We start from the raw sequence: 12,310 nt of genomic DNA on the forward strand, positions 1-12,310 counted from the left end.
GCAATCCAGTACCACTTTCCCCACACCCAGGACAAAGAGTCGATCAGTCCGGCTGCGCGGGGCCCGAGAGGGTGCGGCCACCGGCCCGGTCCGACCAGCGGGCCGTGAGCAGCAGCGCGATGTCGTCGGCACGGTCCTCGGTCTGCCGCGCCCCGCTCACGAGCCGGTCGGCGGTGTCCGCGAGGGTGGATCCGCCCGATTCGGCGAGGTGGGTCCGCACCCGTTCGATGCCCAGGTCGATGTCCGATCCGGGCCGTTCGACCAGTCCGTCGGTGAACAGGGCGAGCACCGCCCCCTGCTCCACCGTCAGTTCGCTGACGGGGTACTCCTCCTCGGCGTCGAGGCCCAGGAAGACACCGCCGGGGAGGTCCAGGACCTCGGTGCGGCCGTCGGGGTGGCGCAGCAGGGGCTGCGGGTGCCCGGCGCGTACGGCCTGGGCGGCTCCGGTCGCCGGGTCGAGCCGGACGTAGCAGCAGGTGGCGAACAGGCCGGGGTCGAGGTCGATGAGGAGCCGGTTGGTGCCGCTCATCACCTCCCGGGGGTGCAGGTCGGCGAGCGCGAACGCCCGTACCGCACTGCGGAGTTGGCCCATGGTGGCGGCGGCGGAGACGCCGTGCCCCTGGACGTCGCCGACGACCAGGACGATGCCCCGGTCGGTCTCGATGACGTCGTACCAGTCGCCGCCCACGTCCATCCCCTGGGTGCCCGGCAGATAGCGGGCGATGGTCTCCAGGTTCTCGATCGACGGCAGCCGGCGCGGCAGCAGCGCGTCCTGGAGACCGCGGGCGAGGGCCGCCTCCGTGTCGTAGCGCTGGGCGCGGGCGAGCGCCTGGGCGATGAGTCCGGCCAGCGCGGTCAGGACCGTACGCTCCTCGGGTGTGAAGCCGCGCGGCTGGTCGAAGCCGAGGATGCAGGAGCCGACGGGGCGGCCTGAGGCGATCAGGGGCAGGAAGGCGCGGGCGCCGACGGAGGCGTCCATGGGGATGCCGGGGTAGGCGGCGGCCATCTGTTCCATGGACTCGTAGAAGAGCGGGCGGCCGGTGGTGAGGGTCTCCACTCCGGGCAGCCGGGCGTCGAGCCCGACGCCGTCGAAGGGTGCGAGGAACCCCTTGGGGAAGCCGGTCTCCCAGGCCAGATAGAGGTGCCCCTCGTGCAGGACGTAGATGGCCAGCTGGCGGCCGCCGAAGGCGGGCAGCAGTTCCTCGGTGACCACCGCCGAGACCTGGCGGGCGGTGACCGCCTCGGTCAGCGCGATGGCCAGGGCGACCGGGCGGTACAGCGCGGTGGCGCGGTCGGCCGGGGAGTCGAACTGCCCGAGGCCGGCGCCCGGCCTGCTGACGGAGCCCGGCTCGTACACGGGATGGTCCGTCGCCGAGACCTTGCCGGTCACGCCGTGGTACCCCGGGTAGAGGGCCACCGCGAGCCAGTCCCCCTGGGAGCGGCAGGCCTTGAACTGGACGGGGTCACCGGCCAGGAGCGATGCCCGGTAGTAGTCCTGGTAGGCGGGCCGGTCGAGCCAGGGCACGGCCTCCCACAGGACCTGCCCGGTCAGCTCGGACCGGGTGCCGCCCAGCAGTTCCTGCGCCCTGCGGTTGACGTACGTGATCCGTCCCGCCCGGTCGAGCGAGAAGAGTCCTTCGGGCAGCCGGTCGTCGGCCTCACTCGCGGTGACCTCGCTGCCGAGGTCCACCAGGAGCCCGGTCAGCCGACGCCCCTCATGCCCGCCGTCGTCGCGGTCGGCGCCCGGCCGGCCCGTGAGCTGTACGAAGGTCATCGCGCCGTTGGCGCCGCGCATCCGCAGCCTGCGGGCCGCCGGGAGGCCGCCCGACGCCGCTTCGTGGGCGATGGCCCGCAGCTGGTGCGCGTCCTCGTGGGCCACCTTCGCGGCCAGCGCGTCGATGGTGCCCGGGAAGCCGCCGGGCTCGGCGCCGATGATGGCGCGGAACTCGTCGTCCGCGGCCAGCGCACCGGTCGCGAGGTCCCAGTCGAAGTGGCCGACGCGCACCGGGTTGCCGACGGGGTCGGCAGACTGGGCGACGACGGGCTCGTCGCGCCATTCGACGCGGACGCCGGCCGTCTGCATCTCGCCGAGGGTGGTGCCGAGCCGCTGGGCGGCTTCCTTCAGCCGGCGGCGGTCCGGCTCGGAGACCGGGTGTCCCGGCGTGGCGGGGCGCAGGACCACCAGGACCCCGAACCGCTCCGGGCTGCTGCGGACGGGCGCGTACATCGAACCGAACGGGAACGGCATTCCGGCCATGAGCTGCGGGAACCGGCGCATGGCCTCCTCGGCGTCGGCGAGGTGGATGCCCTCGGCCGAGCGGTAGGCCTCGGCGACCGGGAACGGCCGGTTCACGTGCATGCGCCACCACGGGCGCATCAGCTCGCCCGGCAGCCCGACGAGGACCGCGAGCCGCAGCAGCCCTTCCGTCTCGGAGCGCAGATACACCCCGCCGGCATGGCCGCCGACCGCGCCGATGGCCTGGACCGCGGCCTCGGCGAGCACGAGCCCGAGCTCGTCCTCGCCGGGGACGGCGCCGTCTCGCGTTCCGTGCTCCGGCCCGCTCTCCTGTGCCGGGCCGGGCATGGCAGCTCCGTACCAGGTCACATGCCAAGGATGCGCCAGGGTCCGCACGCGCCGCACCTTCGGAGAAGACCCGAGGGCGGCTCGTGGATCAGGCCGTCCACCGGACAGGCCCTAGGCCGTGTCTGACAAATCCCGCCTGGCGGTATTTGTCAGACACGGCCTAGGGGCAGCGGATGACCTGTCCCGCGTACGAGAGGTTCCCACCGAAGCCGAAGAGCAGTGCGGGCGCGCCCGAGGTGACCTCGCCGCGCTCCACCAGCTTGGACAGGGCCATCGGGATCGAGGCGGCCGAGGTGTTGCCGGAGTCGACGACATCGCGGGCGACGACCGCGTTCACGGCGCCGATCCGCTTGGCGACGGGCTCGATGATCCGCAGGTTGGCCTGGTGCAGCACGACGGCGGCCAGGTCCTCGGGCGCGAGCCCGGCCCGCTCGCAGACGCGGCGGGCGATCGGCGGGAGCTGGGTGGTGGCCCAGCGGTAGACGGTCTGGCCCTCCTGGGCGAAGCGGGGCGGCGTGCCCTCGATGCGTACCGCGTGCCCCATCTCGGGGACCGAGCCCCACAGCACGGGACCGATGCCGGGCTCCGTGCCCTCCGGGCAGGCCTCGACGACCGCGGCGCCCGCACCGTCGCCGACGAGCACGCAGGTGGTGCGGTCGGTCCAGTCCGTGATGGCGGACATCTGGTCCGCTCCGATCACGAGGGCGCGGGTGGCGGACCCGGCGCGTACGGCGTGGTCGGCGGTGGCCAGGGCGTGGGTGAACCCGGCGCAGACGACGTTGAGGTCCATGACCGCGGGCGAGCCCATGCCGAGCCGGGCGGCGACGCGCGCCGCGGTGTTCGGGGAGCGGTCGGTCGCGGTGGAGGTGGCGACGAGGACCAGGTCGATGTCGGCGGGCGTCAGCCCGGCCGAGGCGAGCGCCTTGGCTCCGGCGTGGGCGGCCAGCTCGTCGACGGGCTCGTCGGGTTCCGCGATGTGGCGGGTCCTGATGCCGACCCGGCTCGCGATCCATTCGTCGCTGGTGTCGACCATCGCCGCCAGGTCGTTGTTGGTGAGCACCTTGGCGGGCTGGTAGTGCCCGAGCGCGGCGATACGAGTGCCGGTAGTGCCGGTCATGCCGGTCATGCCCGGGGACCCCTTTGCTGTCGACGTCAGGAGCCTTCCAGTGTCGTCAGCGACTCACGGGTAACCGGACAGGTAAACCAACAGGAAACACCCGTCACTCTTTGGAGAGTCCCACCTCACTCCTTGGAGACCCACCCTTCGGCGCCCCCGGTCAGCCTGCCTCGGAAGCGGGTGGCTGGTGGAGTCCGAACGGTGAGCCCTGATCGTCCCGGCAGAAGCGGAAGCGCCCGAAGCGCGCGGTGGAATTGGCGTGGTCGTCGTGCCCGCCGGGTCCGGCCTCGACCATGCCGCCCAGCGCCACGACCCGGGCGAGCGCGACATCGAGGTCGTCCACCTCGAAGAAGAGGTACGCGCCCGCCCCGGAGTCCCCGCCGTGCACCCCGCCCGGGATGTTCGGCGTCGTGACGGAGTAGCCGCTCCCGGGCGGGACCGGTTCGAAGGTCCAGCCGAAGAGCCCGCCGTAGAAGGCACGGGCCTTGTCCGCGTCCTCCACGCCGAGCTCGAAGAAGGAGATCTCGCCGGTCATCGCTGGCTCCTGTCTGTGGGCGGTGCTGTCGGCGGGGCCGCCGTGTCCACGCTGCCATCAGTGGCGCCCCGGCGCACCGTCGGCCGTGGCGGTCGCATGGCGGACAATGAGTACCCCCTACAGAACCGGGACCGATCACATGGGACGCGTGACCGAGCGCCGCCGCACCATCCGGATCAGGGGCGGAGCCGTCTCCGCCCGGCCGGACACGCTCGTCGCCGAGGAGCCGCTGGAGATCCGGCTGAACGGCCGCCCGCTGGCCATCACGATGCGCACGCCGGGCGACGACTTCGCACTCGCCGCGGGGTTCCTGGTCAGCGAGGGCGTGATCGGCGCGGCTGCGGACGTGCGCTCGATCGTGTACTGCGCGGGCGCGCAGGACGACGGGGCGAACACGTACAACGTGGTCGATGTGCGGCTGGCGCCGGGCGTTCCGGTGCCGGACATCACGCTCGAACGCAACGTGTACACGACCTCGTCGTGCGGGCTGTGCGGCAAGGCCAGCCTGGACGCCGTACGCACCGCCACCCGCTTCCCCATCGCCGACACTCCCCGGGTCCGGGTCGAGCCCGCGCTGCTGTCCCGCCTGCCCGACCGGCTGAGGGAGGCGCAGCGGGTCTTCGACCGGACCGGGGGCCTGCACGCCGCCGCGCTGTTCTCCGAGGACGGCGAGCTGCTGGACGTGCGGGAGGACGTGGGCCGCCACAACGCGGTCGACAAGCTGATCGGGCGGGCGCTGCGGGAGGATCTGCTGCCGCTGTCGCGGGCGATCCTGCTGGTGTCGGGGCGGGCGTCGTTCGAACTGGCGCAGAAGGCGGTGATGGCGGGGATTCCGGTGCTGGCGGCGGTGTCCGCACCGTCGTCACTGGCCGTGGACCTCGCGGCGGAGACGGGGCTCACGCTGATCGGGTTCCTGCGCGGCCCCGACATGAACGTGTACGCCGGTGAGGAGCGCGTCGCCCTTCATTCGGAGGTGTGACGCACTGCCGCGGCGGCTGCCTACGGGGCGTGGGCGGCGGGCGGCAGCCAACTGCCGGGCGCGGTCGACGGGCGGCAGCCAACTGCCGGGCGCGGTCGACGGGCGGCAGCCAACTGCCGGGCGCGGTCGACGGGCGGCGGCTACCTGCCGGGCTCGGGTGGCGCGACGAACTGGAGGGCCAGTGTCGTGGACGGCTCGGCCACACCCGGGCCGCCGGCCTCGGCCCAGGCCAGGATGTCGTCCGTCGCGTCGTCGTCCAGCGCCCACCCGACCCACGCGGCGCGGGCGCCCCGGCGGCGGGCCTCGGTGGAGGGCTGCACGACGACCACGTTCGCCTGCCCGCACGGTCCGAGGCAGTCGCTCGTACGGACCTCGAACCGGCCGTCCGACGCGGCCGCGGACTCGCGCAGCCGGCGGAGTTGGGCGTCGTGATCGGTGCCGGGGTGCTTGCGCGCGTTGCCGCAGCAGCAGCCGCGGCAGACGACGAGGGTGCAGGGGCGGCGGGCGGCGAAGGGGCGTATGGAGTACGAGCTCACTCGGCGATCTTGTCAGGCGCGCGGCCCGCGCGGGAGACGGCCTGCCCCTGAAGCGCAGCGTCCGCATCCGGGTGCCCGTCCTCGACCTCCTGCGGACCCCGTCCCGGAGCATGCTCGACGGGCCGGGACGTGACCGGACTCACCTGGGCGGCGCGGCGTTTGGCGATGACCGCGCAGACCATGAGCTGCATCTGGTGGAAGAGCATCAGAGGCAGCACCGCCAGGCTCGCCTGCGCGCCGAACAGGACGCTCGCCATGGGCAGTCCGGCCGCGAGGCTCTTCTTCGACCCGGCGAACTGGATCGCGATGCGGTCCGCCCGGCCGAAGCCGAGCCGCTTCGGTCCGTACCAGGTCAGCGCGAGCATCACCGCGAGCAGCACCGCCTCGACACCGAGCAGCGCCCCCAGGCGGGCGGGGGTGACCTGGTGCCAAATGCCCGCGGTCATGCCCTCGCTGAACGCGGTGTAGACGACGAGAAGGATCGCGCCGCGGTCCACGTACCCCAGAAACTTCTTGTGCCGGGTGAGGAATCCTCCGACCCAGCGGCGCAGCGACTGCCCCGCGAGGAACGGTACGAGCAGCTGAAGCACGATCTTCAGCAGCGCGTCCCCGGAGAACCCGCCCGCGCTCTGCCCGAGCAGAAGCGCCGCGAGGAGCGGGGTGAGGACGATCCCGGCCAGGCTGGAGAAGGAACCGGCGCATATCGCCGCCGCCACGTTGCCGCGCGCCATCGAGGTGAAGGCGATCGACGACTGGATCGTGGAGGGCACCAGGCACAGGAACAGCAGGCCGCCGTAGAGCTGCGGGGTGAGGACGAAGGGGACGAGTCCCCCTGCCGCGAGCCCGAGCAGCGGGAAGATCACGAAGGTGGCGGCCAGCACCGTCAGATGCAGCCGCCAGTGCCGCAGGCCGTCCATCGCCTCCCGGGTCGACAGCCGGGCCCCGTAGAGGAAGAAGAGCAGGGCGACCGCGCCGGTGGACACCCCGCCGACGGTCTCGGCGGCCGCCCCGGACGCGGGCAGCAGTGCCGCGAGGGCCACTGTGCCGATCAGCGCCATGATGTACGGGTCGATCGGCAGCCAGGACGGCAGTCGCGGGGATATGCGGCGGCTCACGGTGCTCCACGTGCTCTCGGTGCAAGGTCGACGTGCGAGTTACTCGGTCCCCGTGCGGGGTGCTCGGTCCCCGTGCGGGGTTCTCCGGCCCGTGCGGGGTTCTCCGGCCCGTGCGGGGTTCTCCGGCCCGTGCGGGGTGCTCGGTCCCCGTGCGGGGTTCTCCGACCCGTGCGGGGTTCTCGGCTTCGCTTGTCGTGGGTCCCTATCCTCCAGGCGAGGACGGCGATCGGGAATCCCGCACTCCACTCTGACTGTCATCACGATGCGCGATAGCTTGGGGGTGTGTACGACCCCGCCCAGCTGCGCACCTTCCTCGCCGTCGCCCAGACGCTGAGCTTCACGCAGGCCGCCCGCCGGCTCGGTGTGCGCCAGTCGACCGTCAGCCAGCATGTGCGGCGGCTGGAGGAGGCCACGGCCCGGCAGCTGTTCACCCGGGACACCCACAGCGTGGAGCTCACCGAGGACGGTGAGGCCATGCTCGGCTTCGCCCGGACCATCCTGGAGGCGCACGAGAGGGCCGCCGCGTTCTTCGCCGGCACCCGGCTGCGCGGCCGCCTGCGCTTCGGCGCGTCCGAGGACTTCGTCCTGACCCGGCTTCCCGAGATCCTGGAGTCCTTCCGCCGCGACCATCCCGAGGTCGACCTGGAGCTGACGGTCGGGCTGTCCGGCACCCTGCACGAACAGCTGGACGCGGGCCGCCTCGATCTGGTGCTCGCGAAACGGCCGCCGGGAGGCACGCACGGTCAGCTCGTCTGGCAGTCCACGCTGACCTGGATCGGCGCCCCGCAGCTGCGACTCGATCCGGAGCGGCCGGTCCCGCTGATCGTCTTCCCGCCCCCCGGGATCACCCGCGCCCGCGCCCTGGAGGTCCTGGAGGCGGACGGCCGGGCGTGGCGTATCGCCTGTACGAGCGCGAGCCTGAGCGGTCTGGTCGCGGCGGCGCGGGCGGGCCTGGGCGTGATGGCCCACACCCGGGGACTGATCCCACCGGGCCTGACGCCCGTCCCGCCCCGGGCCGGGCTGCCGGAGCTGGGCGCCGTCGACTTCGTCCTGCTGCACGGGCACCGGACGGGCGCTCCGCACGGCGCCCGCGAGGCGGCGGACGCCCTGGCGGCGGCGATCCTGGCGGGCGGCGACCGGCTGCACCGCCCGTCGGCCGGTTCGCACTGAGCGCGCCGGACGCGCGGTGGTGGCGCGCACCGACCGGGCCGGACCCGCTCCCGGCCCGTACGGACGCCCCGGTCCCGCGTCCGGTCAGCTCTCGGAGTAGTCCGTCAGCACGCAGCCCTCGACGAGCGCCGGCTCCTTCTTGTACCCGCTGGGGGCGTCGAACCCCGGCTCGCAGTTGATCCGGAGGAGACCGGCGTCGATGAGCGCTTGGAGGTCGTCGTCGCCGACCGCTCTGACCACGAAGTCCTGGCCGATGAGGGGACCGGCGCCCTTGTTCGTCGCCTTGAAGGCCGACTGGAACTTCTTCATGTCCGCGGCCATGAAGATCCTGGTCCGCTGGTCGCTTTGGCCCGTACTGCACACACCGCGTTCGGTCACGCCCCAGCTGCTGTCGTACTCGGCGTCCATCTCGTAGAAGCGCTCGTCCTCGGGATTCGTGCCGAGGTCCTCGCAGGCGGCGTACATGGAGACGAAGTCGGCCGCGGCCTTCATGCTGCCCGCCACCGGCAGCCCCGCGAAGCCCGTGGCGTCGTCGGGGGCCGAGCCGTTGACCCCGCCGTTCTTCGACGGGTTCTCCAGCGTGCCTTCCTTGGGGTCGCTCGGATCGTCCCCGCCCTGTCCGGCGCTCACCCCGAGCGCCTCGTCGGCCGCCCGCTGGTCGCCGTCTCCCCCACCACAGGCGGTGAGGACCAGCAGGGCCGCGGTGACCGCGGCAGCCTTGGTGACTGTGGCGCGTATGGCTCTTGTACGCATGGGTTCGACAACTCCCCCGAAAGTCGTGTTCATGATCGCGGGTGACTCTAGGTTCGGTCTCCGCCGGACCGCAAACGTCCGACCCCGCGTAGAGCGTGCGTGTCCGCCGCGTACAGATTCGGTGCAGATTCCCGCGCCCCTACTTACTCCGAAGTCAGATCCGGGCCCGCAGGGATCCAGCCGTGGCCGAAAATGGGGTGCTGACCAGCGCCGATGCGATTTGTGCCGACTCATTGAAGGCCCTCCCGTGCGAACGACTCGTGGGGTACCGTCACCGGCGCTGTGCGGAGCGCCACAAGGAGCAGGTCATTGCGTGAATTCACGGTTCCACCCCTGGCGGCGGCACCCCCTGTCGGCGGACTGGCGGATGCCGTGTTCGATCACGCCCTGGACGATCCCCACCGCGTCGCACTCGGCCGGAAGGACGCGGAGGGCCGGTGGCGCGATGTGACCTCCGCCGAGTTCCGCGACGAGGTGCTCGCCCTCGCCAAGGGGCTCCTCGCGCACGGCGTGCGCTTCGGCGACCGGGTCGCGTTGATGTGCCGTACCCGCTACGAGTGGACCCTCTTCGACTTCGCCCTGTGGACGGTCGGCGCGCAGTCCGTGCCGGTCTATCCCACCTCCTCCGCCGAGCAGGTCTTCTGGATGCTGCACGACGCCGAGGTGTCCGCCTGCATGGTCGAGCAGGAGGACCACGCGATGACAATCGGCTCCGTCATCGACCGGCTGCCCCGCCTCAAGCGGCTCTGGCAGCTCGACAAGGGAGCCGTCGCAGAGCTGACGGAGGCGGGCGAGCACATCGACGAGGACGTCGTGCAGCGGCACCGGCGCGCGGTCACGCCGGAGTCCGTGGCGACGGTGATCTACACGTCGGGCACCACGGGCCGCCCCAAGGGATGCGTGATCACCCACGCCAACCTGATGTTCGAGACGGACACCCTCATCCAGCGCTGGGAGCCGGTCTTCCACTCCAAGCCCGGCGACGAGGCCGCGACCCTGCTGTTCCTGCCGCTCGCGCATGTCTTCGGGCGGATGGTGGAGGTCGCGGCGATCCGCGGCCGGGTCAAGCTGGGCCATCAGCCGGCGCTCCAGGCGTCCGCCCTGCTGCCCGATCTGGCCGCGTTCCGGCCGACGTTCATCCTGGCCGTGCCGTACGTCTTCGAGAAGGTCTTCAACGCCGCCCGCCGCAAGGCGGAGGCCGACGGGAAGGCCGGGCCGTTCGACAAGGCCGTGGACGTGGCGGTGCGGTACGCGGAGGCCATGGAGCACCGCGCCTTCCGTCTCGGTCCCGGGCCGTCGGCGGCGCTGCGCGTGCAGCACCAGTTCTTCGAGAAGGTGGTGTACGGCAAGGTCCGGGACGCGATGGGCGGCCGGGTGCGGCACGCGATGTCGGGCGGTTCCGGAATGGCCCGCCGGCTCGGGCTCTTCTTCGCGGGCGCGGGCGTCACCATCTTCGAGGGGTACGGACTCACGGAGTCGAGCGCGGCCGCGACCGCGAACCCGCCGGAGCGCACCAAGTACGGCACGGTCGGGCAGCCGATCCCCGGGACGACCGTCCACATCGCCGAGGACGGGGAGGTGTGGCTGCACGGCGCCCATGTCTTCGGCGGCTACCTCAACAACCCCAAGGCCACCGACGCCGTGCTCAACGACGGCTGGCTCGCCACCGGAGACCTGGGCGCACTGGACGCGGACGGCTATCTGACGATCACCGGGCGGAAGAAGGAGATCCTGGTGACCGCGAGCGGCAAGAGCGTGTCGCCGGCAGGACTGGAGGAAAGGGTCAGGTCGCATCCGCTGGTGGCGCAGTGCATCGTCGTCGGCAACGACCGCCCGTACGTCGCGGCGCTGGTGACGGTGGACAGCGAGGCGGTCGCGCACTGGCTGGCGATGCGCGACAGGCCGTCGATGTCACCGGCGGACCTGGTGCGCGACCCGGATCTGGAGATGGAGATCCGGCGCGCGGTGGTCGCCGCCAACACGCTGGTGTCGAAGGCCGAGTCCATCCGCACGTTCCGGATACTGGCGCATCCGTTCAGCGAGGAGCACGGGCTGCTGACGCCGTCGCTGAAGCTGAAGCGGAAGGCGATCGAGACGGCGTACGCGGCGGAGGTCGACGCGCTGTACCGATAATTGATGGCGCGTCAGTTATTGACGGTCCATCAGGTCGACCGCACAATTCCCGCCGGGGGTCCGGGGGGCGTCCCCCGGGGAAATGCAGAACCTTGAGGGAGGGATCCGACCGTGTTGCGACCGATCCGCACCATCGCCGCAGCCGCAGCCGCCTCCGCGCTGCTGCTCACCACCGCCTGCAATTCCGCCTCCACCGGCGGCGAACCGAACGTGCGGGGAGGCGCCCTCACGCGTGGCGTGACCGCCGATTCCATCAAGGTCGGGGGCATCGTCTCGATGACCACCGCCAGCGGCTACTCGAAGAAGGACACCGACCTCGGAGCCAGAGCCCGCTACGACCGTGCGAACGCCGAGGGGGGCGTGGGCGGCCGCAGGATCGAGTACCTGGGCGCCGAGGACGACGGTCAGGATCCGGCCAAGAACCTGGCCGCTGCACGGAAATTGGTCCAGCAGGAGAAGGTCTTCGCGATCGCCCCGATGAGCTCGGTCACCTTCTCCGGAGCCGACTTCCTGGAGCAGCAGAAGGTGCCGACGTTCGGCTGGGGCACGCTGCCCTCCTTCTGCGGACCGAAGCACATCTACGGGTTCAACGGCTGCCTCGTCCCGATGCCGGGCGGGACCCTGAACCAGACCTGGCCGGAGGGCCTCGGGACGGTCCTCGGCGGGACGAAGGGCAAGTCGGTCGCGTTGATCGCCACCGACAACGACGCGGGCAAGTTCGGCATCCGCACCTTCACCCAGGGCTTCACCGCGGCCGGCTACAAGGTCTCGTACGCGAAGGCCGCCGTGCCCGCCGTATCGACGCCGAACGACTGGTCGGCGTACACGAAGGAGATCCTGCGCTCGAACGGCGGCAAGGCGCCGGACGCCGTGGTCTCCGTGATGCAGACGCCGTACAACATCGGGCTGTTCACGGCGCTGAAGCGGGCCGGCTTCAAGGGGGTCATCTCCGACCCGACCGACTACGACCCGGGGCTGCTGACGAAGGACGCGACACGGCAGGCGCTGGACGGGGTGCACGTGCTGCTGCAGTTCGAGCCGTTCGAGAGCGAGAGCCCGGCGATGCGACAGTTCAAGGAGGACGTCAAGAAGGCGTCGGGCGGCAAGGACGTCCCCCTGAACATGCACATGCTGACCGGCTACATGTCGGCGGACCTCTTCCTCTCGATCGCGGGGAAGGCGGGTAAGGACCTGACCGTCGAGTCCTTCCAGAAGGCCGCCTCCTCCTTCTCGGACACCGGGACGCTGGTCGGCGACCGGGCCCTGCCCAAGGGTCAGAAGCAGGCCTTCGGCTGCGGGGCGCTCGTCCAGCTGAGGAACGGGCGGTACGAGGTGTCGTCGCCCTTCAAGTGCTACCCGCCGATCCCCTTCGCGTAGGGGGCACGGAC

At 71.8% G+C, this 12,310-nt stretch carries 10 protein-coding genes; 4 read left to right on the plus strand and 6 right to left on the minus strand.

Features of this window, described 5'->3' with window-relative positions:
- Positions 1-43: 43 nt before the first annotated feature.
- From ABT342_RS07950 to ABT342_RS07960, 3 genes are all read right to left on the minus strand, one after another.
- Positions 44-2,584, minus strand: coding sequence for a SpoIIE family protein phosphatase (locus ABT342_RS07950; RefSeq protein WP_351568642.1), 2,541 nt, complete (start codon positions 2,582-2,584; stop codon positions 44-46).
- 160 nt (positions 2,585-2,744) lie between these two features.
- Positions 2,745-3,710: a beta-ketoacyl-ACP synthase III gene (locus tag ABT342_RS07955; protein ID WP_351568645.1), complete on the minus strand. Its 966-nt coding sequence runs from the start codon at positions 3,708-3,710 to the stop codon at positions 2,745-2,747.
- 151 nt (positions 3,711-3,861) lie between these two features.
- Positions 3,862-4,236: a VOC family protein gene (locus tag ABT342_RS07960; RefSeq protein WP_351568648.1), complete on the minus strand. Its 375-nt coding sequence runs from the start codon at positions 4,234-4,236 to the stop codon at positions 3,862-3,864.
- Between the two features lie 139 nt (positions 4,237-4,375).
- Between ABT342_RS07960 and fdhD the strand changes: the two genes are divergently transcribed.
- On the plus strand, positions 4,376-5,215 hold the full coding sequence (fdhD, locus tag ABT342_RS07965) for a formate dehydrogenase accessory sulfurtransferase FdhD (protein WP_351568651.1): 840 nt from the start codon (positions 4,376-4,378) through the stop codon (positions 5,213-5,215).
- A gap of 140 nt (positions 5,216-5,355) precedes the next feature.
- On the opposite strand, the gene ABT342_RS07970 is transcribed toward fdhD, so the two are convergent.
- Entirely contained in the window at positions 5,356-5,751 is a 396-nt protein-coding gene (locus ABT342_RS07970) for a (2Fe-2S) ferredoxin domain-containing protein (protein WP_351568654.1), read from the minus strand.
- The gene (locus ABT342_RS07975) at positions 5,748-6,809 is read right to left on the minus strand and encodes a bile acid:sodium symporter family protein (protein ID WP_502965489.1); all 1,062 of its coding nucleotides are present in this window, start codon (positions 6,807-6,809) and stop codon (positions 5,748-5,750) included. The genes ABT342_RS07970 and ABT342_RS07975 overlap by 4 nt, the downstream gene beginning before the upstream one ends.
- A gap of 339 nt (positions 6,810-7,148) precedes the next feature.
- Between ABT342_RS07975 and ABT342_RS07980 the strand changes: the two genes are divergently transcribed.
- Complete coding sequence (locus tag ABT342_RS07980; protein WP_351568659.1) at positions 7,149-8,036, plus strand: LysR substrate-binding domain-containing protein; 888 nt, start codon at positions 7,149-7,151, stop codon at positions 8,034-8,036.
- An 84-nt stretch (positions 8,037-8,120) separates the two neighbouring features.
- Here ABT342_RS07980 and ABT342_RS07985 read toward each other — a convergent pair whose 3' ends face one another.
- Complete coding sequence (locus ABT342_RS07985; protein WP_351568662.1) at positions 8,121-8,789, minus strand: hypothetical protein; 669 nt, start codon at positions 8,787-8,789, stop codon at positions 8,121-8,123.
- 333 nt (positions 8,790-9,122) lie between these two features.
- On the opposite strand from ABT342_RS07985, the gene ABT342_RS07990 reads away from it, so the two are divergent.
- Together ABT342_RS07990 and ABT342_RS07995 are read left to right on the plus strand one after the other, a co-directional pair.
- Positions 9,123-10,922: an AMP-dependent synthetase/ligase gene (locus ABT342_RS07990; protein WP_351568893.1), complete on the plus strand. Its 1,800-nt coding sequence runs from the start codon at positions 9,123-9,125 to the stop codon at positions 10,920-10,922.
- A 111-nt stretch (positions 10,923-11,033) separates the two neighbouring features.
- Positions 11,034-12,299, plus strand: a complete 1,266-nt coding sequence (locus tag ABT342_RS07995) for an ABC transporter substrate-binding protein (protein ID WP_351568665.1) — start codon at positions 11,034-11,036, stop codon at positions 12,297-12,299.
- Positions 12,300-12,310: the final 11 nt, after the last annotated feature.

The organism is Streptomyces sp. NPDC000410 (genome assembly GCF_040300305.1).
GTDB lineage: Bacteria > Actinomycetota > Actinomycetes > Streptomycetales > Streptomycetaceae > Streptomyces.

What these genes read in the sequence shown, in the direction of transcription:
- ABT342_RS07950 (WP_351568642.1), bottom strand. Translation starts at nt 2,584, where the DNA reads ATGCCCGGCCCGGCACAGGAGAGCGGGCCGGAGCACGGAACGCGAGAC.
- ABT342_RS07955 (WP_351568645.1), bottom strand. Translation starts at nt 3,710, where the DNA reads ATGACCGGCATGACCGGCACTACCGGCACTCGTATCGCCGCGCTCGGG.
- ABT342_RS07960 (WP_351568648.1), bottom strand. Translation starts at nt 4,236, where the DNA reads ATGACCGGCGAGATCTCCTTCTTCGAGCTCGGCGTGGAGGACGCGGAC.
- fdhD (WP_351568651.1), top strand. Translation starts at nt 4,376, where the DNA reads ATGGGACGCGTGACCGAGCGCCGCCGCACCATCCGGATCAGGGGCGGA.
- ABT342_RS07975 (WP_502965489.1), bottom strand. Translation starts at nt 6,809, where the DNA reads ATGGCGCTGATCGGCACAGTGGCCCTCGCGGCACTGCTGCCCGCGTCC.
- ABT342_RS07985 (WP_351568662.1), bottom strand. Translation starts at nt 8,789, where the DNA reads ATGCGTACAAGAGCCATACGCGCCACAGTCACCAAGGCTGCCGCGGTC.